General features: G+C 47.8%; 26 protein-coding genes and 2 pseudogenes. 19 read left to right on the plus strand and 9 right to left on the minus strand.

Annotation, left to right across the window (positions count from 1 at the left end):
• Positions 1–199 precede the first annotated feature (199 nt).
• The 7 genes from ACFQRK_RS03625 to ACFQRK_RS03655 all read left to right on the plus strand — a co-directional run bounded on the left by ACFQRK_RS03625 (position 200) and on the right by ACFQRK_RS03655 (position 9,528).
• Complete coding sequence (locus tag ACFQRK_RS03625; RefSeq protein ID WP_379003716.1) at positions 200–1,450, plus strand: exonuclease SbcCD subunit D; 1,251 nt, start codon at positions 200–202, stop codon at positions 1,448–1,450.
• Entirely contained in the window at positions 1,447–5,178 is a 3,732-nt protein-coding gene (locus ACFQRK_RS03630; protein WP_379003719.1) for an AAA family ATPase, read from the plus strand. The genes ACFQRK_RS03625 and ACFQRK_RS03630 overlap by 4 nt, the downstream gene beginning before the upstream one ends.
• A gap of 32 nt (positions 5,179–5,210) precedes the next feature.
• A complete protein-coding gene (locus ACFQRK_RS03635) occupies positions 5,211–5,441 on the plus strand; it encodes a hypothetical protein (protein ID WP_379003722.1) in 231 nt (76 codons plus the stop codon).
• A gap of 83 nt (positions 5,442–5,524) precedes the next feature.
• A complete protein-coding gene (metA, locus tag ACFQRK_RS03640) occupies positions 5,525–6,469 on the plus strand; it encodes a homoserine O-succinyltransferase (RefSeq protein ID WP_379003725.1) in 945 nt (314 codons plus the stop codon).
• A gap of 154 nt (positions 6,470–6,623) precedes the next feature.
• Entirely contained in the window at positions 6,624–7,619 is a 996-nt protein-coding gene (locus ACFQRK_RS03645) for an SDR family NAD(P)-dependent oxidoreductase (protein ID WP_379003728.1), read from the plus strand.
• A gap of 19 nt (positions 7,620–7,638) precedes the next feature.
• Entirely contained in the window at positions 7,639–8,484 is an 846-nt protein-coding gene (locus tag ACFQRK_RS03650; RefSeq protein ID WP_379003731.1) for an AraC family transcriptional regulator, read from the plus strand.
• A 99-nt stretch (positions 8,485–8,583) separates the two neighbouring features.
• Positions 8,584–9,528 (plus strand): TonB family protein, encoded by a 945-nt coding sequence (locus ACFQRK_RS03655; RefSeq protein WP_379003734.1) that lies wholly within the window; start codon positions 8,584–8,586, stop codon positions 9,526–9,528.
• Positions 9,529–9,563: 35 nt separating this feature from the next.
• On the opposite strand, the gene ACFQRK_RS03660 is transcribed toward ACFQRK_RS03655, so the two are convergent.
• The 8 genes from ACFQRK_RS03660 to ACFQRK_RS03695 form a co-directional block, all read right to left on the minus strand.
• Complete coding sequence (locus tag ACFQRK_RS03660) at positions 9,564–10,934, minus strand: hypothetical protein (protein WP_379003735.1); 1,371 nt, start codon at positions 10,932–10,934, stop codon at positions 9,564–9,566.
• Positions 10,935–11,014: 80 nt separating this feature from the next.
• Positions 11,015–11,917: a carboxypeptidase-like regulatory domain-containing protein gene (locus tag ACFQRK_RS03665; RefSeq protein WP_379003738.1), complete on the minus strand. Its 903-nt coding sequence runs from the start codon at positions 11,915–11,917 to the stop codon at positions 11,015–11,017.
• A 72-nt stretch (positions 11,918–11,989) separates the two neighbouring features.
• Positions 11,990–12,691 (minus strand): pseudouridine synthase, encoded by a 702-nt coding sequence (locus ACFQRK_RS03670; protein WP_379004647.1) that lies wholly within the window; start codon positions 12,689–12,691, stop codon positions 11,990–11,992.
• Positions 12,691–13,623, minus strand: a complete 933-nt coding sequence (locus tag ACFQRK_RS03675; RefSeq protein ID WP_379003741.1) for an alpha/beta fold hydrolase — start codon at positions 13,621–13,623, stop codon at positions 12,691–12,693. Before ACFQRK_RS03675 ends, ACFQRK_RS03670 begins: the two co-directional genes overlap by 1 nt.
• A 2-nt stretch (positions 13,624–13,625) precedes the next feature.
• Positions 13,626–14,003 carry a hypothetical protein gene (locus ACFQRK_RS03680; protein ID WP_379003743.1) on the minus strand — a complete coding sequence of 126 codons (378 nt, stop codon included), beginning with the start codon at positions 14,001–14,003 and terminating at the stop codon, positions 13,626–13,628.
• Positions 14,000–14,854 (minus strand): alpha/beta hydrolase, encoded by an 855-nt coding sequence (locus ACFQRK_RS03685; RefSeq protein WP_379003746.1) that lies wholly within the window; start codon positions 14,852–14,854, stop codon positions 14,000–14,002. The genes ACFQRK_RS03680 and ACFQRK_RS03685 overlap by 4 nt, the downstream gene beginning before the upstream one ends.
• Complete coding sequence (locus tag ACFQRK_RS03690) at positions 14,851–15,489, minus strand: CGNR zinc finger domain-containing protein (protein WP_379003748.1); 639 nt, start codon at positions 15,487–15,489, stop codon at positions 14,851–14,853. Before ACFQRK_RS03690 ends, ACFQRK_RS03685 begins: the two co-directional genes overlap by 4 nt.
• Positions 15,490–15,542: 53 nt before the next feature.
• The gene (locus ACFQRK_RS03695; RefSeq protein ID WP_379003750.1) at positions 15,543–16,685 is read right to left on the minus strand and encodes a DUF1624 domain-containing protein; all 1,143 of its coding nucleotides are present in this window, start codon (positions 16,683–16,685) and stop codon (positions 15,543–15,545) included.
• Positions 16,686–16,785: 100 nt separating this feature from the next.
• On the opposite strand from ACFQRK_RS03695, the gene ACFQRK_RS03700 reads away from it, so the two are divergent.
• Complete coding sequence (locus ACFQRK_RS03700; RefSeq protein ID WP_379003753.1) at positions 16,786–17,148, plus strand: DinB family protein; 363 nt, start codon at positions 16,786–16,788, stop codon at positions 17,146–17,148.
• Positions 17,149–17,288: 140 nt separating this feature from the next.
• Here the strand turns inward: ACFQRK_RS03700 and ACFQRK_RS03705 are convergent, their stop codons facing one another.
• Positions 17,289–18,122 carry an NYN domain-containing protein gene (locus ACFQRK_RS03705; RefSeq protein WP_379003756.1) on the minus strand — a complete coding sequence of 278 codons (834 nt, stop codon included), beginning with the start codon at positions 18,120–18,122 and terminating at the stop codon, positions 17,289–17,291.
• A gap of 274 nt (positions 18,123–18,396) precedes the next feature.
• On the opposite strand from ACFQRK_RS03705, the gene ACFQRK_RS03710 reads away from it, so the two are divergent.
• From ACFQRK_RS03710 to ACFQRK_RS03760, 11 genes and pseudogenes are all read left to right on the plus strand, one after another.
• Entirely contained in the window at positions 18,397–18,588 is a 192-nt protein-coding gene (locus ACFQRK_RS03710) for a cold-shock protein (RefSeq protein ID WP_379003759.1), read from the plus strand.
• A 233-nt stretch (positions 18,589–18,821) separates the two neighbouring features.
• On the plus strand, positions 18,822–19,283 hold the full coding sequence (locus ACFQRK_RS03715) for a GNAT family N-acetyltransferase (protein WP_379003762.1): 462 nt from the start codon (positions 18,822–18,824) through the stop codon (positions 19,281–19,283).
• 52 nt (positions 19,284–19,335) lie between these two features.
• A complete protein-coding gene (locus ACFQRK_RS03720) occupies positions 19,336–19,743 on the plus strand; it encodes a hypothetical protein (protein WP_379003765.1) in 408 nt (135 codons plus the stop codon).
• Positions 19,744–19,857: 114 nt separating this feature from the next.
• Positions 19,858–20,019, plus strand: a complete 162-nt coding sequence (locus ACFQRK_RS03725; protein WP_379003767.1) for a hypothetical protein — start codon at positions 19,858–19,860, stop codon at positions 20,017–20,019.
• Positions 20,004–20,729: a hypothetical protein gene (locus tag ACFQRK_RS03730; protein WP_379003770.1), complete on the plus strand. Its 726-nt coding sequence runs from the start codon at positions 20,004–20,006 to the stop codon at positions 20,727–20,729. Before ACFQRK_RS03725 ends, ACFQRK_RS03730 begins: the two co-directional genes overlap by 16 nt.
• Before the next feature lie 22 nt (positions 20,730–20,751).
• Positions 20,752–21,077, plus strand: a pseudogene (locus ACFQRK_RS03735) (histidine kinase); the annotation flags it as partial.
• Between the two features lie 114 nt (positions 21,078–21,191).
• Positions 21,192–21,473 carry a sensor histidine kinase gene (locus ACFQRK_RS03740; RefSeq protein WP_379004649.1) on the plus strand — a complete coding sequence of 94 codons (282 nt, stop codon included), beginning with the start codon at positions 21,192–21,194 and terminating at the stop codon, positions 21,471–21,473.
• 101 nt (positions 21,474–21,574) lie between these two features.
• Positions 21,575–22,870, plus strand: a complete 1,296-nt coding sequence (locus ACFQRK_RS03745) for a DoxX family protein (protein WP_379003772.1) — start codon at positions 21,575–21,577, stop codon at positions 22,868–22,870.
• Positions 22,871–22,954: 84 nt separating this feature from the next.
• Entirely contained in the window at positions 22,955–23,299 is a 345-nt protein-coding gene (locus ACFQRK_RS03750) for a TfoX/Sxy family protein (RefSeq protein WP_379003773.1), read from the plus strand.
• 9 nt (positions 23,300–23,308) lie between these two features.
• The gene (locus ACFQRK_RS03755) at positions 23,309–23,884 is read left to right on the plus strand and encodes a Crp/Fnr family transcriptional regulator (protein ID WP_379003776.1); all 576 of its coding nucleotides are present in this window, start codon (positions 23,309–23,311) and stop codon (positions 23,882–23,884) included.
• A 108-nt stretch (positions 23,885–23,992) separates the two neighbouring features.
• Positions 23,993–24,424: pseudogene (locus tag ACFQRK_RS03760) on the plus strand (carboxymuconolactone decarboxylase family protein); the annotation flags it as partial.
• Between the last annotated feature and the right edge of the window lie 38 nt (positions 24,425–24,462).

The raw sequence follows: 24,462 nt of genomic DNA on the forward strand, positions 1-24,462 counted from the left end.
ACGTCGGCAGAAAAAAAAAGTTGCAGGCAATCGGGCGGTTTTAGACGAACAACAGATACGGATCGACCAATGGGTAGCCTCTTAGACTAAATGGTCAATTTTATAGACGAATAGGAGGTACCTTTTGTAAATTTGACGCAGCTTCTTGTCAAATTGAAGTCCACGCAGTAATTGAAAACATAAAAAACGAAGGACGCGAATGAACATCCTCCATACCGCCGATTGGCACTTGGGCCAGCTCTTCCACGAATATGACCGTTCGTTTGAACATCAGCAATTTCTTGATTGGCTCGTACAAACGTTGCAACGGGAGGAGGTAGACGTGCTGCTCATCAGTGGTGATGTATTCGATCTATCCAATCCATCCGCTGCTACTGTCCGGCAATTTTATCGATTTCTCAACCTAGCCAGCAAAGCCTGTCCGGGTATTCAGATTGTCATCACCGCAGGTAACCATGATTCCGCGTCGCGGCTTGAGTCGCCGAAGCCGCTACTCGAATCCTCCAATATTCATATTGTAGGGGTTGTGGAAAGAGACGATGAAGGAAACGTTGATTACGAAAAACTGATCATTCCGCTAATTAAAAAGGGGCGCATAGAGGCATGGTGTTTGGCGGTTCCTTTTCTCCGCATGGGCGATTACCCTGCCATTGCTGATTGTGACAATCCATATGCCGAGGGTGTTGCGGCGCTTTATCGTGACATATGTCAAGTCGTTAAACATAAACGTCAACCAGGGCAGGCACTCATCGCCATGGGGCACCTCCATGCGCAAGGAGTAGAAATCTCCGATATGGACAAAGCCGAACGGCTTATTATGGGCGGTATAGAATGTATCGCTGCTTCCGCCTTTCCGGATGAGCTTTCTTACGTGGCACTTGGACACATACACAAGGCGCAACGGCTCGGCGGCAGGGAGCATATCCGGTACGCGGGCAGCCCTTTGCCTATGTCATTCTCAGAGATCAATTACAAGCATCAGGTGATTCTGTTTACCATTGAAGAAGGGCAGGTTATCCACTTTCGGACTATCGAGGTACCCGTTACCGTGCCCCTTCTTAAAATACCGGCGGTACATAGCCGGATGGAGGAAGTGTTGCTCGCCCTGCGGCGATTGCCCCCTGCCGCAGGAAAGGATCGCCGCACTGCACCTTATTTGCAGGTGTCTGTCCTGCTGGATGCACCTGAACCAGGTCTTCGCTACAAGATCGAGCAGGCCCTTGCCGGAAAATATGCTCGCCTGGCGCGCATTGACACACGGTACCCCCAAAAAGATCCGTTAGTGAGTAACCAAATCCAGTCATCTGATCCGCTTCAGACGTTAAAGCCGATAGATGTTCTCAATCAGGTATACGTGTCGCGTTATGCCCAAAAAGTTCCCGCAGCATTGTTGACGCTGTTCAACGAAATTGCCCAGCAGATCGATGAGAAAGTGGAGGGCGAAGCATGAAAATCTTGGCCATCCGTATCCGAAATCTCGCTTCATTGGAGGGCAGCACGGAAATCGATTTTACGCAGGAACCCTTGTGTTCTGCCGGTATTTTCGCCATCACAGGTCCTACGGGGGCAGGCAAGTCCACTATCCTGGATGCACTCTGTCTTGCACTATACGCGAGAACTCCGCGATACGTCCAGGCCCGTGAAGCCGGCGTTGAGATTACCGATGTGCAGGGCAGCACCATCAATCAAAGCGATGTACGCGCCATTTTGAGGGACGGCACGGCAGATGGCTTCGCTGAAGTGGACTTTGTGGGTATTGATGGCCAGCGCTACCGCGCTAACTGGAGTGTACGCCGCGCACGGAACCGGGCTGACGGCAGTTTACAGCAGGCGAATACCACATTAAAAAACCTTTCCACGGGCCACGACATCGGTGGCCGGAAAACCGAGCTATTATCGGAAATCACGCGATTGGTGGGCCTCAACTACGAGCAATTTATCCGCTCCGTGCTCTTGGCGCAGGGTGATTTTACCGCATTCCTAAAAGCTGACAAAGATCAGAAAGCCTCCCTGCTTGAAAAGCTTACGGGCACGCACATTTATTCGGAGTTATCAAAGAAAGTATTCGAGCGTTACCGTGAGGAAGACCAACAGCTTAAAGTCCTTCAACACAGTCAAGAAGGCATTGTTACGTTAACTTCCGAGGAATTGGCCGATCTAAAAGAGCGGGAAATTGCCTTATTTAATAAACTGGAACAACTTGAAGCACACATCAACGTGATCGCGTCAGAAATCAAGTGGCATGAAGACCTAAATACTTATCAATTCCAAGTAGATGAAGCCCAACAAGTCCTACAGGAACAACTTAGCGAAAAAAAGCAATCCGTTGGACGCGAAACCTACTTAAAGCAAGTGGAAGAGGTGCAACCCACCCGTACATGGATGGACGCATTGCAGGAGGTGACCGAGCAACTTGGGCGGAGGATGGAGGCGCTGGAGCAAGCCCAAACGCAGCAGCAATTGTTAGCCTATCAGGCCGCAGAAACTGAGGCGCTCGTCGCGCAGGCCTCTGACCAGCTAGCAATCCGAATGATGGCTCAGGAGGAGGCCAAACCCCTGTTGGATCAAGCGAAAAAACTCGATATTCAACTGCAAGCTAAAGAAACCGAGTTAGCCGCGGCGCAACAACAATTGCAACTCCGTAACGTGAAATGGCAGACCAGTCAGGAACGTCTTTCCCAACAGAAGCAGGAAGCCGAAGCATTGATGCAGCAGGTCAGTAAGTTGCAGGAATGGAAAGAAAAGCGTAGCAATCGCCGGTCGGTTGCAGAAAACAGTCCGCTCATTATTTCCAAGCTCAACGATGCTCGCAAGCAGTTGGAAACCATCGAAAAAGCATCTGTAAATGCGGCCCAACTCGAAACTGAAATCAAGGATAGGGCCATCGAGTTAGCAGAACTTTCCCAACGTTCCGGAAGTCTCGCCGAAGAGGTAAGTATCGCTGCGGGGCGACTGGAAACCCTGCAGAAGGAACTATCGGCGATTCCCTTCGAGCAACTGCGTGAGGAAAGTAAGGTTGTCGGTGCAGCCGCAGAAGACCTCCGCGGCGCGGCCGTCCAATGGCGGCAAGTTTATCAAGTCCTACAAACCGATCGCATTTTAGCAGAAAAAATAGAAGAGACCGAAAGGGAATTGGCCGATAAAGAAGCGCAACAAGCTATTGCAGCGCTGGCATTGCAAGCCGTTATCGAGCAACGAAAGGCCTCAGCAATCATGTTGGAACGAGCTGCGTTGGCCGCATCCGAAAACATCGAGACGCTACGCGCAGGATTGATAGAAGGGCAACCTTGCCCGGTATGCGGAAGCAGAATACATCCGTATACCCATGAAAATCCACAGCTCAATCACGTACTGGATGAGCTGAGAAAAGCCCATGCTGAGCTTGAAGCGACCTATCATGTACACCTTACCGATCATAGCCAGTTGGCGCAGTCGATTACGTTATTGCGGGAGTCTCTCAAGACGCTGGAAAACGACAAGCGGCGAACTCAGGATGATCTCCAGTCTGTTAAGGCTGCGTGGGAGGCCTTGGCCGTCGCCTCAACCTGCGCGGACATCGCAGAAGAAGAACGGGAAGGCTGGCTGGCCGAACAACTTAGCCAGACGAAAACCAGGCAAGAACTTCTCGCCCGCCGACTTGAGGACTATCAGACTTTGTTGTTTGAGCGTGACGGAGTCCAGCAGACGTGGCAAAATCTGCAAATCCACTATGCCAATACCGCTAATGCCGTCAAAGATGTAGAGCAAACTATTCAGGTACGCAACGAACGCCTTATGCACGCCCAATTGGAAGTGGCCGCCGGTACCGCCAATCTGGAAGATACGTTAGCTTCGCTTCAACCCAATTTTCCTGACGATCTTTGGGTTTCCAATTGGAAAAGCCAGCCTGACGCTTTTCTGGAGAGCATTCAGATGTTCGCAGATGAATGGAAGCAAACAACCGAAGGGCTCGAACGCGACCGTAACGCACTCCAGGTGCTGCGGGCCACTCTTGCCGGCCTGGAAGTAGAAGAACAGACGACTGCCGCCGATGTCGTTCAAGCCGAACAGGATTTCACTGATAAACGGAAGGCATATGCTACGCTCATAGAAAACCGCCGATCTATTTTTAATGGCGAAGCGGTTGAAACGCTCGAAACCCGGTTGAAGCAGCATATCGTTGAGGCCCAAACCCAATTGAATACCCAAAAACAACGGCAGTTGCTGCTACAAACCGAGAAGGCCCAAATGGATGCAACCGTCAGCGAAACGGAGCGGGAAATCGGTCGACTGGAAAAGCGTTTCGGCGACCTGTCCGGAACAATAGAACAATGGTTAGAGAGTTACAAAACCAGGCATCAGCACATAATCAGTCGTGCCGCGCTAGAAGTACTGCTTTCGCATTCCACGGAGTGGATCGCCGAAGAGCGGGAAGCGCTTTCAGCTTTGGAACGAGCCGTTACCCGAGCCACCTCGGTATTCGAGGAGCGCCAGCGCCAATTCGTTCAACACGAAAAGGGACGATTTTCGGACCAAACCTTGGAGGCCTTGAAGTTACAACTGGAACAACAGCTGGTCGCTAAAACTGAATCGCTTCGGGAACATAATGAAATCGGCTTCCGGTTAAAGCAGGATGAGGCTAATAAACGGCGATTGGGCGATCTGCTTGCCACCATACGTGCCAAGGCGACCGGCGTGGAAAACTGGGCGAAGCTGAATGAAGTAATCGGTTCGGCCGATGGCAAAAAATTTCGGCAGGTAGCACAAGAGTATACACTGGACGTGTTGCTGAGTTATGCCAACGTACATCTGGAAGTGCTGTCCACACGATACCGCTTGCAGCGGATACCCAATACGTTGGGTTTACAAGTATTGGATCAGGACATGGGCGACGAAGTTCGTACGGTATACTCCCTTTCTGGCGGCGAGTCCTTCCTGGTTTCACTGGCGTTGGCGCTCGGGCTCGCGTCTTTATCCGCAAACCGGATGAGTGTTGAGTCGTTGTTTATTGACGAGGGCTTCGGCTCGTTAGATCCGAATACGCTGAACATCGCCATGGATGCGTTGGAACGCCTGCATAATCAAGGGCGTAAGGTAGGCGTAATATCCCACGTACAGGAAATGACCGAACGGATTCCGGTACAAATTAAAGTGAGCAAGGAGCAGAGCGGGAGAAGTCGCGTAGAAGTTATTTGTTAATTTGCTATCTTTACATTTATTAAAATTTTCTCATGATCGAGCCATTTGACATCGAAATCTTTGATTGTACCTATTCCGTTTTTCCGGAAGAAGAAGGAGTATATACCATCTATAAAGAAGGAGTGGAATATTTGCAAATACAGAAAGACACAGAAAGCCAATGGCTCAAGCTTGACCCGGAGTCCGGTATCCCACTTTTTGGTTTGGATGAGGAGGTAAACGCCATCGGGCAGGCGATCGCTTCCCGCGAAAAAAGTGGCTGAAAACCTCGATGTTCATGATCCTGCTATAAAACCCCAAAATTCTCCGTATTTTTGCATGCAATTAAGGTGCGAGGGAAAATAGCATGCCAGTAAAGATACCCGATAATCTCCCAGCGATATCGCTGCTCAAAAATGAAAATATATTCGTGATGAATGACCTGCGCGCCAATACGCAGGATATTCGTCCCATGCGAGTCATCATATTGAATCTGATGCCGTTGAAAATCTCAACGGAAACCGACTTTATCAGGTTGCTGTCTAATAATCCATTACAGGTTGAGATTGAATTTCTTCGTTTGGATACCCACACGCCGAAGAATACGCCGGAGGAACATCTTGAGTTGTTCTATAAGGGTTTCAAGGAAGTTACAGAAAACTACTACGACGGGATGATCATCACCGGGGCGCCGGTAGAAATGCTTGAATTCGAAGATGTGACTTACTGGGATGAAATCAAAACGATTTTTGATTGGGCAAGAAAACACGTCACCTCCACACTGTATATCTGTTGGGCTTCGCAGGCAGCTTTATACCACTTTTATGGAGTCAAAAAAATCCCCTTGGAAAAAAAGCTATTCGGCGTTTTCAAACATACTGCATCCGATAAGAGGCATCCCTTATTCCGGGGTTTTGACGACGAATTTTACATTCCGCATAGCCGGCATACCACGCTGTCAGAAGCGGATTTAACGGATTTGTCTGAGGTTGCCATCTTAGCTGAATCTGAAGATGCGGGAGTAGCCATTATGGCTTCGAGGGGAGGCCGGGAATTTTATCTGACCGGGCATTCGGAGTACGCTCCGCGAACCCTTCACGAGGAATATACACGGGATCTGGAGAAAGGTGCTCCCATTGAAATGCCGCAGAATTATTATGCCGGAGGCGATTGGAAAAACCCGCCGGTGGTCCGTTGGGCCAGCCATGCCAATCTGTTGTTCAACAACTGGCTGAATTATTTTGTCTATCAGGAAACTCCATTTGACCTGACGGAAATAGCACATTTAGACGAAATAAAACACAACGGCTAGTAGCAGAATATTACCCTGGCTGTGCCTGTTATCTCCGCGACGGCATCCTCCCAGCGTGGTCTTTTTAACAAAGTATATTTGGACGTTTGAACAAAGCATCCAAAAGCCTTCCTGCCTACATTTGTTCGAGACAAATCAGTAAAACTTTTTTGAAATGGAACAAAACAATTATCAGGGAGTATTGCAGAAACCGATCGGTTCCGGATTTAGTGCCACCTCAACGGCCGATGACGTGAGCAAAGGCATTGATCTTACCGGAAAAGTCGCTATCGTAACGGGCGGTAATACTGGCATCGGTTTGGAAACCACCAAAGTACTGGCATTGGCAGGCGCAACCGTAGTCGTTCCCGCACGTGATATTGAAAAAGCAAGGCGGAATCTGGATGAAATCGACCGTGTAGAAATCGAGACGATGGATTTAATGAATCCCGAATCCATCCATGTTTTTGCGGAGAAATTTCTATCGTCCGGCAGGCCCCTTCATTTGCTTATCAACAATGCGGGCATTATGTGGGTTCCGTTGCGAAGGGACATACGGGGCATCGAATCGCAGTTAGCCACCAACTATTTGGCGTCGTTTCAACTTACGGCGGAACTTTGGCCCGCTCTCAGAAAAGCCGATGGTGCACGGGTAGTCAACGTATCCTCTCAAGGACATCAATTCGCATCCTTCGATTTTAACGATCCCAATTTTCTAAACCGGAAATACGAAACATTGCAAGCTTATGGACAATCAAAAACAGCCATCAATTTGTTTGCCTTGGAATTGGATAACCGGGCTAAAGCATTTGGTGTGAAGGCTTACTCGTTGCATCCGGGTTCCATTGGCGGAACCGAATTAGGCAGAGAAGCTTCGTTGGAACTATTCCAGCAAATGGGGTTCAGTGACGCCAAAGGTAATCTCTTGCCGGAAGTAGCAGCCTCATTGAAAACAATCCCACAGGGGGCTGCCACGACGGTCTGGTGTGCCACCAGTCCAATGCTAGATGCAATTGGCGGCGTATATTGCGAGGATGCTGACATCGCCGAACTCGCACCGGGCACCTCACCATCAAATGGCGTAAGACCGTATTCCCTGGATGAAGTCAGCGCCAAAAAGTTGCGGACGCTGAGTGAAGAAATGATCGGTATTGCATTCGAGATTGCGTAAAATTGTGGTGGAAACCAAAATGGAATATCAAGCAAAATATATTACGGACGACATCAAGCTTTCGTGTTACGAGGATAAGTTTTTCAAATCCGATATCCTATTCGATCACCATATGCTGATTTGGTTCATTTCCGGTGAAACCAAAATTATACAGGCCGATGCGACCTACCATTTTAAGAAAGGTGATATTTTTCTGATTCCGAGGAACCAGCTGGCGACGGTTATTAATTACCCCAAGGACGGCCAGCCACACAAAACGGTTGTTATGCACCTCACCACAGCAAGGCTCCGGGATTTTTATGCCAACCTGAATGTCAGGCCGAAAGCCCTGAAATCGAAGAAAATATACGGTTTCAATCATCATCCCTTATTGGAAAGCTGTCTGGCATCATTGGAAAGCTGTCTGGCATCCCTGATTCCGTATTTTGGGATAGCGGACCTTCCTCAGGATCTCGCATCGTTGAAAATCACGGAAGCTATCCACATTCTCCGAACGATAGATCATGGGATTGACGACGTGTTGGCCAACTTTGAAGAACCCGGGAAAATTGATTTGGTGGGCTACATGGAAAAGAACTTTATGTTCAATTTACCCCTGGAAAAATTCGGATATTTGACAGGCCGGAGTTTAACCACGTTTAAGCGCGATTTTAGTAAGGCCTTTCATAAAACGCCGCGGCGTTGGCTTACGCAAAAGCGATTGGAACTTGCACATTATCAACTGGCAGAAAAGAAAAAGAAACCCCTAGAGGTTTGCTATGAAGTCGGCTTTGAAAATCTGTCACATTTTTCGTACGCGTTTAAAAAGCAATTTGGCTACGCTCCGACGACGTTACTAAGTCGATCGAGTGAACACCGCGATTAAACCCGCTAACCGACGCAGGTGCGTTTTTGCTGAGGTTCTTACCATCCAGTTTGCAAACCTCGAAATGATGCGCTATCTTGTGCGCATAACTTAAGAACGATGAAGTTTCTGATTGTCCTGCTTATTCCCGGCTTTTTGTATGCCCAAGACGAATTGGTCACTTATCGAAAGCACAACGGAGAAATTGCTTCACATCGTGATAGCGCAGCCTACATCCGGATCATCAAAGCACCTCACTCCGGTTCGGAACTACCGCAATTGTCTGAGTATTACCTTGACAAACAACTCAAAAAGACGGGGAATATCCTGGATGCAAAACGTCACCCACAGTTTCACGGGGCGGTCACCGAATATTATGAAAACGGCCAAGAAAGCGCACAGGAAATTTTCGACAAAGGGCGACGTGTCGGCAAAGCAAGCTACTATTACCAAAATGGGCAATTAAAGAAAGAAGTGATTTACAGTCGACAACCCGACCTGAATGCGTTCGCTCATCCAGTGCCCGACACATTGGTGAATTATTACGATTCCCTGGGAACCGCATGGGTGTCAGCTGGGAATGGGTATGTCAAAGAGATCGAGGGCGAAGATCACGAAGAAGGCCATTATCGGGATGGCTTGCGTGATGGCGAGTGGACAGGAACCTTCCATGAGCGCCGCTATTCTTTCACCGAAAACTATCAAAACGGTGTAGTGGTTTCAGGTGTCAGTGAGGACGGAGAGGGGAATTCTTTTACGTACGCGGAGATTGGTACGCCTCCGGTTTATGAAGGTGGAATGATGAAGTTGATGCAATTTATCGGCCAACATTACCGGTATCCCCCGGCCGCGATCAGGGCTGGCGTACAGGGCACGGTTCAATTGCAATTTGTAGTGGATCGCGACGGAACAGTAACCGATATCCAAATAACCCGGGATTTGGGCCATGGTACTGGGGAAGAAGCCGTAAACGTATTGAAAAAGGCGCCAAAATGGACGCCGGGTTACCAGCGCGGAGTACCCGTACGGGTTTCTTACGCATTGCCAATACGCTTAAATTTATAGCCGTAGGCTTGCTGATTTCCATCCGTTTCGGAAGCTTATTTCGACGGCGTTGCGAGAAACTTAAACACCATTCCCAGCATAAAATACTGGCGTAAGGTCAGCCGTTCCTGATAGTAATTGGTGTTACCGTAGCCACCCATCCAGATATCTTGGTTTTGATTAAGAATATCAAACGCCGTAAACTTTAGCTCTCCTTTCCGCTGCATAATCGGATAGTAGAGTGAAGCATTCACTATGTGCAGATTGGCGCGTTCGTTACGGAGACTTTGGGGTTGATTTTTGAGGGTGTATGCGGTTTCTAATCGGAATTTACGAATGTCATCTAACCGGAATACGGCACCGATGTTATGGGAAACGTTCGTAATGTCCCTGAAATTGACGCTCTGTTTTGCATTCGAAACCGTATTCATTTGAATGCCGTACGTCGGGATTACGGTCACCTTATTTTTATAAGTTACGTTCAAGGTGTTCGTTAAATTGCCGTACATGCTTTGCGCTTTGTTTTCCTCACCATTTACCGTATTGAATGTTAAATTTGACGATCCGTAGCCGGCAACAACTACGCTGATATTCCAGGATTTGGATTGGGAGAAGCGCTTCATCAAGTGTATATTCGCATATAGGCGGTCGATGCCAGGCGCTTGGTAACGTTCATACGTCGATTCGGAGCTGGCTACATTGTACGATGTTTTCGAACCGATGCTATTATCATACACGGCGTAGCCAATGGAAGCATTCATAGTTAATTTAATGCTGTTGAATGAGTTGAAATAATGCAACCTGTAATTGTTCTCCACCTGGTTGTTGAAGTAGGGGCTTGCAATCGTCACGGAAGTAGAATATAAATTGGAATTTATAGCTACCAGTTGGTAGAACGAAGGTAGCCGTACAGCCTTCGAATACGACAAGGTTATTCGTTGATAATTCAACGATACATTGGGTAGCCAATAGGTTAGGTTGTCGTTCAGATCAGACGTTTTTCCGTAATAATGATAAGCACGGTGTAAATCCAACCATTCAATACCAAGGGAAATTTTTAACTTCTTTTTAAATAGCGTAGCATTTGCTTTGGTCCCCAGATAGAGGAAACCAAAACGCCCCTGTTTATTATTTGCTATGTCATTCCGGCTCGTATAATGGTCTGCATTTATTTTACTGTCGATGTCTTCGAGGTCGCGGTTCAACTCCCAATTATAGCGGGCATACCAATCCCAGTTAAGCTCTTTTCGAAGCGGCATCTGTAAATTAACGGTATTCCCGATACGCATTTCGTTGGTGTTTCCGAAAGTCAGCACCCCCTGGTTAACGGTACTGTCGTTAAATAGGTAATAGTGGTTGAAAGAACTTGCCTCGTTTGTATTCCGCGAAACCCGGTTTTCCAGCGAGTGGCTGAGCGATAAGAGCATCTTTGAACGGGTAAATTTCTTTTCCGCATAAAAATTATATTGGTAACGCCTGTTCAACCTCGCCGAACGGTTTTGGTTTTCTACGACATGTAACTGTAGGAATTGTTCTCAGCGCGGTCCATGCCGCCGTATTGCGAGAGTTCACTGTAGTCAAAGCCCTGTCGGCTGAGGTTGTTGGCATATCCGATAAAACTGATTTGCAAGGTGTCGCGGAATGTGTTGACCAAGGCTCCCGATTCATACCGGTCGCGCGTGCCTCCACTGCCGTAGAATTTTCCAAAATCCGCCTTCACGAATTCCTTTTTCGTTTTCAAATTAATGACGATAGGAAGTTCCGAATCGTCCAGAATCTCCCGCTTAGAGTCTCCTTTGTCTTTAATTACCTGTACTAAGTCGATTAACGATGCATCCAGGTTGCGGGTTGCCAATGTGAGGTCCTGTGCGAAGAAATCTTTGTTGTTGACGCGTACGGCCGAAACCTGCCGGCCTTGGTAGTAGATGGTTCCGTCCACGTTTACCTGCAGACCCGGCAGCAATTGCAAGAGTTCCTCCACGTTGGCATTCGGACGTGTTTTAAAATAGTCCACTTTATACTCCAGCGTATCGCCATTCAGCCGGACGGGGGCAACCTGTGTAATGACTACTTCATCCAGGTTGTTTCCCGACATGAGGAGGGTATCCAAGGTAAGTTCCTCCTTCGGTATTAACCGAATTTCACGCCGGAAAGGCGAGCTATTGATATGCGTGATATAAAGTGCCAAATCCCGCTGTGCCGGTATTCTAATCAGCTTGAACTTCCCTGTCTCATCGGTTAGCGAATAACTCAGGACGGTCGAATCCGTAGCGGAAACGATGGATACAGTAGCTTTGATCAACGGTTGCTTCTCGGCGTCGGTCACGATACCGGTTACCGTACCGTAATTTTGTGCGAAAGCGAGCTGACAGCATAGGAAAAAGCTGACCGAAATTAAAATGCGTATCATTTATACGTCTTCATGTAGGTTTACGCACCTAATATAGAATAAACTTTCCAAAGTGCGCTCATTTACCTGGAATTAACCTACTGATTGTTCTCCAAAGGACAAGTTTAGAATGGATAAGGCCCGCTTGAACTCGGAATGGAGCGGCGCTGCTATGGCGACATCTTGCCCCGTTATGGGATGCGTGAAGTGTAAGCTGCTTGCGTGGAGCAACATCGTATCCATGTTAAATGTCTGTTTCCAGAGTTTGTTCTGTTTATTGCAGCCATGAGGCCGATCTCCGATTATCGGGTGTAAGATATGCGCGAAATGCCGCCGCAATTGATGCATCCGACCGGTTTCCGGTTTTGCCTTCACGAGCGAGTAGCGTGAGGTTTCGTGTTTGCCGGAGGGCAGTGCGATTTCAGCCGTTGCCAGGGTCCAAAACCGGGTGAAGGCGTCTTGCAAGCCACCATTTTCCTTTTTTAAGGGATAATCAATCTCACCATCTTGAGGCGCAAATCCCCGTAGTACCGCTAAATATGCCTTGTCGGTTCGCCGGGCAGCGAATAATTGTTGCATTTCACTGTCGGTAACTTTATCGAGTGAAAACAGGAGTATGCCACTGGTTTTTCGGTCCAATCTGTGGGCTGGGTAGACCCGTTTTCCGATTTGGTCACGCAGCAGTTGGAGTGCAAACAACGACGTATCGCTTGCGATCGGCGACCGGTGCACCAACAGTCCTGCAGGTTTATTAACCGCGATCAGGTGCTCGTCTTGATAAAGGACGTCGAGTATCATGCTTTTGGCGACAAATATAGTATGCTGATTTTTTCCAACCACGCAAACAGGTCGTCAAAAACCAGTTGCCGATTGTCCTCGTTGAGTATTTCATGACGCATTCCGGGATACAACTTCAAATCGACCCGGCTAAACCCACGGTTTCTTAATTTCCTTACCGCTTTTTCGACGCCTTTCCCAAATTCACCGATAGGGTCATCGGCACCGCTGATAAACAGCATTGGCATGCTTTTGGGGATACGATCTGCCCAGGTCGACCGGGTTGCTTCAACATTGAGGGATATGAGACCGAAGAACGCGTTGTTGCTGAAATCCACGCCGCAGAGTTCATCCGCTAAAAAGGCCTTTCTATTCGCCAATCCTTCACTTAGCCAATTCGTGCCGTTATCAGGCGTTTCATGCCTGAATTTTCGATTGTTAATTTTCGAAAAAAGCGCATTGAGCCATCGGCTCCGTTTTTTTGGGGCGATAAGATTCATCATATACAAAATCGGCCGGAACAGGGCAGCCAAGGGATTCTGTCCGCCGGTACCCATCAGGATGACGCCATCAAATCGGTGTGCGGCTTTCTTCAGCAGCACCCGGGCAACGAATGAGCCCATGGAATGTCCCATCAAAACCAGCGGCACATCCGGGAAGTGTTGTGTAAGGAAAGACGCCATACATTCTGCCTCCTCAACCAAACGGTCGCCGGGTTGATTCCGGCGGAAGAATCCTAGCTGGTCGTTGGTTTTTGCGGTGCGGCCATGTCCAATGTGATCGTACGTAAGCACGGCATAGCCTTTCGCTTTTACATAATTTGCGAAATACTCGTATCTTCCGCTATGTTCTTGCATACCGTGCAGCAATAGGATAGCCGCCTTAATTGGCGCCCCAGCCGGTTCGTATATCGTATAATGGATGTAGTCGGGCACTATGTGTTCCCTCATAGTCAAGCACGTAATGAATTAAACAAAGCCAGTTGCTTCTTCGATGCCAGCGTTTCCCAACCCTGCTGCAGGATTTCACGGATGAGCTTGCTGTCGCGACAGTCTGTCCACATACATATATACGGATATTTCCTGAAATGTTCAGGCAGGAGGAAATATTCGGGATATGCCTCCAGCAGTTTGACCCGCAGATCGAAATTTGTCCTTATGGGGATAAATACGCTTTCTTCGTGCAACCGGCATAACAGCTTACCGCGCACTTTGATGGCCGGGGTACCGTGATGGGAAAGCCCATCTTCCGCGCCCGGGAATTCCAAAGCAATCTGTCTGACGTGTTCAAAGTCGGCGCGATCAAAATTAGCAAGAATCGAACTTTTCATCGTTTATCCGTAGTAATGGGGTAAAGCATCCTAAATGCATTATATACCGATTGATGGATCAGGGTTGAATGGGATTCCTGCGGTAGATAGTCAAAACAGGTGATGGTCTCCGTTCCTCCGAAGCGTTTGAGTATTTTGTGCAGTTCCGCGGCATATCGATACATTTCTTCATCTTCATCCCGATTGCATGCGCCGACGTAGACCGAGACCTGTTCCTTATTTGTCGAGCTGAGGAGCATCGGGGCATCGCGAAGCAATTTTCCGTTGTCCCACCACAGACTCGGACTCATGATGATGTAGGTATCAAACAGCTCCCTGTGCTTGAGGAGAATTTCGGATGCCAATAGACCGCTCAGTGATTCGCCGATGACCGTTTGGTGCTCGACGGTACGATAGACACTATCGATAAATGGCTGCAATTCATTTTCCAGGAAAGCGATATAAGCAGCCGATCCCCCATGGTTTGGAAAGGTTTTCTTATCGAATCCCAGGCTATCAAGGAAACTCAGGTCATCCACGGCAAAGGTACAGTCCCGCCGTCGTTCGGTATTTTCGATCCCCACGACAATCGATTTGGGAAAGCGGTTGATCCACGGCTGTGTGCTGTATTGGACGATTCCGGAAATATGAAGAAAATCCTCCTGCATTCCCCCGTCGATGACATAAATCACCGGATACCTAGCTGTGTCATTTTCCAGGTAACCGCCTGGTAAGTATACGTTTAACGTGCGTTGCTCTTCCAGGATGTGTGAATGGATCTTATGGCTTTGGCCAATTACCAGCGGCTGCTGGGAGAAACCAATCAGCGGTATCCCCATAAGCAATAGGTTGGAAATCACAGTAAGTTTCATGACATGTCCTTGTTTAGCTTAGAATCTCGTTTTCGTTTGTGGTAGCGCATCATTTTATCCGTTGTTCCACAATACTTTGGATTGCACCACCGGCGCCCGCCGTTTTTGGTCTCATCAAGGAAAACCCATCCGCACCTGGGGCATTCCTTAATCCGGGTGAGGTCGTGTTGGGTGAGCAGGTCGGCCAATGAACGCACCGCCTTCCAAACCGGTCCCAGTAAATCGTCGGGGGTATCCGGTTGATCCATGAAAAAGGCCCCGTTGGCATACTGCAAGCGTTGCCTGGATGAGGCATCGACGAGCAGGCGGTTAACGGTTGGCAGCAGGTTTGCTTTTTCTTCCTCATCCTGTCGGGCAACCGCCGATATAAATCCGTGTAGTACGTTCCGGATTTCCTTAATCTCCCGCAGTGCCTGGGCCGCTTCCTCAGGTCGGTCAACGCTCCACAGGCCCAACCCATCCAGCCGTTCCGGACGGGAAAGTTTCAGCTTTCTGCACCAAGCGACGAAGTCAGCATAGCGTTTGAAATAATCGTCCGGCCTTTCTTCCTTCCAGGAATGGACCGTATTGACGAAATTACAGCAAAGCACCGTGCTGTCGATGGTCAGTGTTTCTATTGTTCTCACTTTTGCCATAGGCATAAGACATTTACTTCACCCTTTTAGGATACCCGTCGCCAACTACATCATCACATGTACCGGATCCAGCGGCTGTTTCTATTCTGGTATTTATAGCGGCAGAACCAACGGCAAACTGGATATATAGCACATACAATGCCCGCCCAAACCAGGTAAACGCCTCCCAACGATAGACCGCTTGGGGCCTCCGGACGTCCAAACCGGAAACCGAACACGAAGTCGTTGCTGTGGAATCCCTGGATGAACAGCACGGCAAACAACGTCAGGTGCACGACATACCAATGCAGCAAATAATAAAATAACGGAACCCTTCCGTACACGATAAGCAGTCGCGGGATACGGCCTTTAAGATGCTCTGCCAAGCCAAGCAGCAAAAACATCGTGCCAAGCATTAACAGACTAAAAAGTAAGGAAGGCGGATACTTGGTCACATTTAAAAAGGACATTACGGCCAACCACGTGTTTTTCTGTGTACTCCATGGCGATGGATCGCCATAGAAATTGGTGGCGCGCAGTATGGCAAAAATAAGCAGGCAAGCTATTCCCAGCCTCAATACTAATTTTTCTCTATTTTCAGATTTAACGAGGTAATTCCCAAATCCGTAACCGAGCAGCATAATGCCCAACCAGGGTAGGGGTGGATACCCAATTACCAACGTCGTTTCCTGCCCCAAAGGGATGGCATTGACCGCAAATAGCGGAATGCTTGGCGGCAGGAGGTTATGGAGGCAAACCATCGTGAGCCCGCCTAATCCCAGGACGGTGCTCGGGAGACGGATAGCCGCTCCGAGCACGATGAATCCGAGCCCAATTGCCGCGATGACTTGAAACAACCATACACGGAATTGAATGTCAAACCATATTCCGAAATTCACAATGGTGAATTCAAGCAGTATTAGCCAGAGCCCCCGGGAAATAAGAAACCGGCTGCTTGTTTTGTTGTCTTTGGTTTTCAAAATCGATAGGTAAGCGGACGTTCCGGCAAGAAACACGAAGGTCGGCGCACACAGATGCGTAATCCATCTGGTAAAAAATAGTGCGGGGGTGGTTGTCGCTAAATTTGTCGGATCCTGTGTTAATGAATCCACATGCATGAGATCACGGACGTGGTCAAGTGCCATGATGACCATTACGAAGCCTCTTACTATGTCTATGGAGGCGATACGGGAAAAATCTGAATTTGAGGCATTCATTGGCCGTTAGTTTGTTTGTCAGCCAAATATATATATTTTTACCATCAAAATTGATTTAAGTGGTAAATAGTAAAAAAATAAATAAAAATGCCAAAAAGATATGGGAGCAATGATCAACACATTGATTGACCGACAAAAAGCAGTAATAGAGGCCTGTGATTATTGGGTCGGCGAGAGTTTCCGGGATAAAATTGATAAGCTTTCCGAGGAAGAAGCTTTTACCCGTCCCATTCCGGGGGTGCACACGGTAGCCGAACTTATTTCACACCTGCTCGAATGGAGGAAAGACAACATTCGGAAGCTTAAAGGATTGGCGCCAAAGCTGTTAAGTATCGACGCCGCGGAAAACTGGATTCCTAACGACGAGCTCAAAAAACGGGGTTGGGAAACGCTAAAACAGGATTTTGTGCGGGTGTCGAAGAGCTATGTTCATTGGTCGTACGCATGGACGACGATTTCCTGAGCCAGTGTCCAAAAGGTGAGACGTATACCTATTTTTCAATTTTGGATGGGTTGATCAACCACGACATTTATCATCTGGGACAAATTGGCATTACCGTGAAACAAATCAGCTTGCGGTAGCTAAAAGGATCGTAGGGGAGATCACCGGGGTTTGGCTGTCTTTCTCCGCGTAGTCTTCAGCGGTTCCCTGATCTTGATATAGACGTGTTTGATCCTTGTTTTTTCCGTAGACTTCTCTTCCACCTCGAAGTATTTATCCAAGGATTTGAATAATGGCGTGAGTTTCAGGAATCCATAGACCCTCGGGTCAAAGTCAGGCTTCCGCTTGCTGATCAGCCCGCCTATTGCAGACAACGGCGCCCATCCGCCTTCATCGGCAACGTCGTTGACGGTTGCCCTTAACAGATCGATCGTCTCAGGGTCAATGGGCTCATGCGGTTTTATATCGCGAATTGCCCGTTTCTGGATGGGGTCTACGGGGGTGCTGGTTCCATCGGGTATTTTTTCTGCGGCTGGACGTAGCGTAGCGGTTTCTTTGCCTAAGATTTCAATGTAGATGAATTTATCGCAGGCAGCGATGAACGGTTTAGGTGTCTTTTTTTCTCCGACGCCAATCACCATTTTTCCTGATTCGCGAAGTCGGATAGCTAACCGGGTAAAGTCACTATCGCTCGATACAATGGTAAATCCGTCCACTTGCTGACTATGCAAGATATCCATGGCATCGATAATGAGCGCTGAGTCTGACGAATTTTTGCCGCTGGTGTAACTATACTGCTGTATGGGGGTGATGGCGTGTGTGAGCAGCGGTTCTTTCCAGCCCGTCACGTGTGACTTGGTCCAATCCGCATAGATTCGTTTGACGGAAGGAATCCCATACCGTTTCACTTCATCCAAAATACTCTCAATTGCCGAACTCGACACGTTGTCGGCGTCGATGAGTACTGCAATTTTTAGGTCTCCAGTTTGAGCCATATAAAAAATGAATTACTCTTTTCGTTTCTTTTCTGCCTGTTTTAATTTTTTATCTGCCCTTTTTTCCTTTAGGTTCTTCTGAGCGGTTTTCTTGCCGCTGTCCTTTTTTGCCCCTTTATCCTTAGCCATGGCCTTCGTGTTTAATTTCGGTAAGGTAGTATTTTTAATCTGTAATTCCTAAAAATTTTCGTTCAAAGAAAAAAGCTGATATTCAAATAATTATTTGTACCTTGCAAGGCAATTAATTATTTTATTCATTTTTTATTCAAATGCCATGCAAGAAGGCAAAGTTAAATTTTTCAATGAAACCAAAGGTTTCGGTTTCATCACCCCTAACGACGGCGGACGCGAAGTTTTCGTTCATTCTTCGGGGTTGAAAGACCGTATCCGTGAGAACGACGAGGTTTCATTTGAGGTCGCTCAGGGTCAAAAAGGACCCAACGCAGTAAATGTCAAATTGATTTAAGTCCATTTTTCAGATATTGTATCGACCATCCGGTGATTATCACTGGATGGTTTTTTTTTCTAGTTTAAACTAGCTTATCTTCATAAACTAGCTTATCTTTATACCAAAGCGAAAACATGACTTCTGAATCAATCAAGCGGCTACGGCACCTATGCGATACCATTCCTGAATCGCTACGCAGCATCAGCGAGGCGGCATATAAAGTTAAATATGCATTTTAATCGATTGGTTATATGAAAAGCGAAATACAAGGGATTGAAATACAAGTAGTGAAGTCGGACGATCTTGAAACATTGAACCAACTGATATCTGTGTTCGAAGAAGTCTTCGAAATGGAAAACTTCAAACGGCCATCCACCGGTCATTTAATGACACTTTTGCGCAAGGAAACGTTTTTTGCTGTTGTTGCCAAAGCGGGGAATCAGGTTGTCGGCGGGCTTACCGTGTATATTCTGGATCAATACTATTCAGAAAGGCCTTTGGCGTACATTTACGATCTTGCGGTATTGACCGCTTATCAACGGAAAGGGATCGGCAGAAATTTGATCGAATTCACCACGGAATACGGTAAACAACGTGGTTTCGAAGAGGTATTCGTGCAGGCCGACAAAGTAGACGAATATGCAGTTCAGTTCTATCGCTCTACGCGAGCGACGGAAGAAGAACAGGTCATCCATTTCTATTACACCCTATGAGTTATGTGCAGAGGGGACTTCTCCCGAATGGCTTTCGTAACATAGCAACATCATGAGTAAACGATATCGTAAGGGGATTATTGGATTGATTCTAATCGCATTTATTGCGTTTCTGGTTCAAGATATTTTACGTAGTCGCGGCCCGGCGAATTTAAAAGGTGGGTTTGAAGAAATTGCGTTTGTGCGTAACGAGCAAAATAAGGGTGGCATTGTGCGAATATACGCTTTCCGGGTGACAGATACCCTTGGTGCAGATTATTTGGGATGCGGTGAGTTGCTTCCCCATAACGACTACGGTAGCGTGACGACCGTTTATTTCTTTGAGTCCGGTACCTTAGCCCCTTCGTTACTTCAGCTTGAACCTCCCCATTTCGATACCTCGAAATTCCGCCCTATAGCGGTATATACCAAAGGCAAAGACGGAGTTGGCAGGGTGAAGAAAAGCGGTGACCGCCGATAATTCAGATTCGATCGCTTGGAGCGCCTCGTGGTGGAAAATTCCCACTCCATCAGCCGCTAGCGCTGTTGGTAGATCAATTGATTTTTAGGCAGGTGCCGATGCTACATTCGTAGCATGAAATACAAAATCACAATCCGGGCAATTAATATTGCACTTGCCATCTTTTTATTGATTGCTTGCAGAAAAGAACAACCCAACGAACCCGACGCTCAACAACCCGGGGCGTCCGTGGTGTACGAACGTGGAGATGCGGTAGGCCCGTGGTCAAAAAAGTAATCGGAGCCGATGGCGGGACAATCAGCTCCGCCGAAGGTCGCATCAAGTTGGATATTCCTGCCGGTGCGCTGTCGGCCCCAACGGAAATCAGTATTCAGGAGGTAAGCAATACGCTACCCGGTAGCCCGTGTCCCGCTTTCCGGTTGCTTCCCGAAGACGTAGCGTTCCAGTCGCCCGTCAATTTGACGTTTCAGTATCAGGAACAAGACCTTGACAGCACGTCGGCCGATGCGCTCTTTATGGCCTTTCAAGGAACGGACGGTGTATGGAAGTTTATTCCGAATACGCGGCTGGACAAGGAAAACCGCCTGCTCACCGTGCAGACCACCCACTTTTCCGATTGGGCGCCCTATGCGCTGTTCTGGCTTCGGCCGGAAAAATCCGCGATTAAGGTTGCGGAAGAAATGGGCGTCTTTATTCCTTCCAACAACGATTTCAATGAAACAATGGGTTACAAGCCGAACCACGAATACATCGAGGTACGGCAGCAACGCGTGTTGGCCAATCACCGCAATCACGTCAAAAACTGGACGGCCACTAAAGGGCAGGTAGAAGGTCTTGGTGACGTAGCCATTTACATCGCACCCAATCAGAAGCCGCAGGACCCCCTTGCTGTGATCAGCGTGGAAATCCACGACTTTATCCCACCTTCATTGTATGATGCGCGTGGCGGAGCCAACGCCAAGCTGCTGCTTATATCAGATTTATAATCCGTTGGTCAGCAAGCCGATGATGTCTGGGCTCCAGATACTACAGAACGCCGGCCCTAATCTCTTGTTCTACATTCAGGTGTTCAGTATCTTGCATATCTACCATTTTTTCAGTGAACGCGAAGCCCAACTACTGCGCAAAAAAGCACTGGCAGATCTGGCCTATCAAAGCGAAATCAATGCATTAAAAGCACAAATACAACCCCATTTTCTGTTTAACACGCTGAACAGCATCAGTGCCTCGTTGCCACCCCAGCAGGAAAGTACGCGTATTTTGATTGCTAAATTAGCAGACACATTCCGTATGCGCTTCAGGCTACGCAGGAGACCTTAGTACCTCTTTCGAGCGAACTGGAATTCATTCAAATTTACCTCGCACTGGAACAGGCCCGATTTGGAAAACGGCTTCGATTCCATATCGAGGCAGACCCCGGTCTGGAGCGAGCCCAAGTTCCTCCACTGTTGCTCCAGCCGCTCGTCGAGAATGCACTGAAGCATGCCATCGAACCTTCGCTCGAAGGTGGGCAGGTGGATATCGTATGCCGTCTCTACGATAACAAGGCCCATATCCGTATTAGCAACACGGGTAATCCCTACAAGGGCGATATCGCCGATATTTTCGCCGAAAGCAGAATCGGCCTTTCCAATACTGCCAAACGGTTGTTCTATCATTTCGGTGAAGAATTGACCGTCGAGCAGAGTCCCTCTGGTGGATTACGGGTTTCGTTTTATATTCCTTTTTAAAGGATGGTTCGAAAAAATATGTGTTAAATAGCGTTTCTTACTAAGCTTTTTCTTTAATTTGTTGCTAGCCAGTGTAATGAACCCGAAATTTCAATATAACTATGCAAGTTGATCCCCCTCATCCAAAGCCATGGACCACTCGGCAATTGCTGGGATTCCGTTTCATACTGGTGTTTTTCTGTTTATACATCTTTCCGTTTCCTTTAAATCATGTGCCGGGACTGCACGTCGCAACGCAATGGTACACCTGGATTTGGCATGCGGTGGTTCCGTGGGTCGGGACGTACGTGTTGAAACTCGACGAGCCCATCACGGTTTTCTTTAGCGGTAGTGGCGACAAGACGTATGACTACGTCTTTCTGTTGGTCGCTTCTACCGGTTCCCTCATGGCCGCCGTAACGTGGACACTACTTGCCCGCCAACGCCGGTCGCACAACCGATTGCTGGAAGTATTGCGTATTTACGTTCGGTATTACGTGGGCGTCATGATGCTTATCTATGGTATGAGCAAAGTATTTCACTTGCAGATGCCGTCGCCTTCGCTGTTGCAGCTCGTGCAGCCATTGGGTGATAAATCGCCTATGGGCTTGGCTTGGACATATGTCGGATATTCCCCGGCATTCAGCATGTTTGCTGGATTGGCCGAAGTCATTGGCGGGATGTTGTTGTTTTTTAGGCGTACATCCTTATTGGGTGCATTGTTGGTGGCTATCGTCATGTTAAACGTGATGGTGATGAATTTCACCTTCGATATTCCGGTGAAGCTCTATTCCACATTATTAGTGCTAATGGCCGTTTTTCTTATTGCTCCGGATATCAAGAGATTGTTGCAGGTGATTTTATGGAATGAAGCAACCCAGCCCCGTCTACAATACGCCGTTAAGCTGCCCGGTCGTTGGCGCATCGCGGCGCTCGTCGTTAAGATCATCTTCGTAGCGGGCATGTTTGGAGCCAATGTCTATAGCTCGGGGCGGTCGGTTCATACCTACGGCGACCGCCGACCCAAATCGCCGGTGTATGGCATTTTTGATGTCGACCAATTCGTACACCGAGGAGACACGCTGCCGCCGATGACTACAGATACCAGAAGGTGGAAGCAGCTGATCCTGCAGTCGCCCAGCTATATGCATGTCAAACTCATGAACGACTCGGTATTATCTTATCCCACTTCGTGGGATGAGGCGAACCGCCGACTGACCATCAAAGGCGCAAATAACAGTGCGAGTGAAACGGTGGGGATGTTTAGCTATAAGCTAGCCGATACCTCCGGGCTTTATTTGGATGGCGTATTACATAACGAAGCCGTAGTTATCCGCTTGAAGGAGCGCGACCTTGGCACCTTCCGATTAATGAACAATCGGTTCCGTTGGATACAGGAATACCCCTTTAATCGGTGACCGCCATTGATGCGGTTTGTTTTTTACAAAAGTTAGAATCGCACGCGATCTAAATGTGTATCTTGCCCTAAAGAATGCAGCAATATGGCATACGACATGGAATTGGCACAGCGGGTCCGGGATTACCTCCGTTATGTTCCAGGTATTACGATTGAGGAGAAGAAGATGTTCGGTGGACTCGCATTTCTCGTGAACGGGAAAATGTGCATCAACGTTACCAACGTTGGATTGATGTGCCGGTATGATGAGCAACAAGCCGCAATCATCGCCAAGCGGAAAGGGTACCGCCCGATGATTATGAAAGGAAAAAGCCTTCCCGGTTATTGTTACGTGGGTCCCGAGGGCTTTAGCCGTACGGACGACTTTAGTTATTGGATGGAGTTATGTCTGGCGTTTAATGAAAAAGCCAAAGCGTCCAAAACGAGCTAGTTTTTTGTAATGAATGTAGCGTTATTTCAGCATATCAACCAATTTGTTGCCATTGACGAAAGCGAATTCGCAGAAATCGCCCCATATTTCTCCCGGCAAGAGGCAAGGAAAAAGGCGCTTTTAATGCATTTGGGAGACCGCGTCCTGCACGAGTATTTTGTGCTGTCGGGCTGTTTGCAAATGTATTTTATAGACGATCAAGGAACCGAGCATACCATTCAGTTCGCTTTAAAAGGCTGGTGGCTGGCAGACTATTTAGCCCTTCAAAAAAAGAAGCCTACGGACTTCTGCATACAAGCCGTGGAAGATTCCCTGCTATTAAGCTTATCACCGACAAAACGAGAAGAACTTTTACGGGTCTTTCCCAAAATGGAATCCTATTTCAGAACTGTATACCAGATTGCTTATGGAACTTATCAAACTCGGATGAGGTATATCCAAAGTTATTCTAAAGAAGAAATCTTTTTTAAGTTCAGGGATGCATTTCCGGAATTCGTAAATAGCGTTCCTCAATATCTTATTGCGAGTTATCTGGGACTTTCCGCAGAATACGTTAGCAAATTACGACGCAAGTCCATTTCTTGAACCCGTTCAACTTTTTCGAGTACCGCATCCTTTACTTTTGCCGTACAACAAATAGAATCAGACATGGCATAGCGATTAAATTACAGCGCCCATTTTCCTGAAGCTTACCGCAAACTCCTGGAGCTCGACACCTTAGCGGGCAATTCCGGGTTGGACCACCTCTTGGTTCATCTGGTCAGGCTTCGCGCATCCCAAATCAATGGGTGCTTATTTTGTATAGACATCCATACCAAACAAGCCGTCCAGGATGGTGAAAGACCCTTGCGGCTATACCATTTATCGGGTTGGAAAGAATCATCCCTGTTTTCGGAACAAGAAAAAGCAGCGCTATTATGGACAGAGGCACTAACGCGGCTGAGTCCCGAAAGCACAAAGGATGAAATTTACGAATCCGTGAAATCCCACTTCAGCGATTCTGAACTTACTAAACTCACGATGCTGATAGCCCTTATCAATGCCATGAATCGCTTTGGCGTGGGCTTTCGGGCCGAACCCGGGTCGGTTGATAAGGTACTGGGTTTGGATAAAGTGGTTTTATAAAAGCTTGTAGAAAGCTTAAATTACGTTGTCAGCGATAG

The organism is Parapedobacter sp. GCM10030251 (assembly GCF_042666505.1).
In the GTDB taxonomy this organism is placed as follows: domain Bacteria; phylum Bacteroidota; class Bacteroidia; order Sphingobacteriales; family Sphingobacteriaceae; genus Parapedobacter.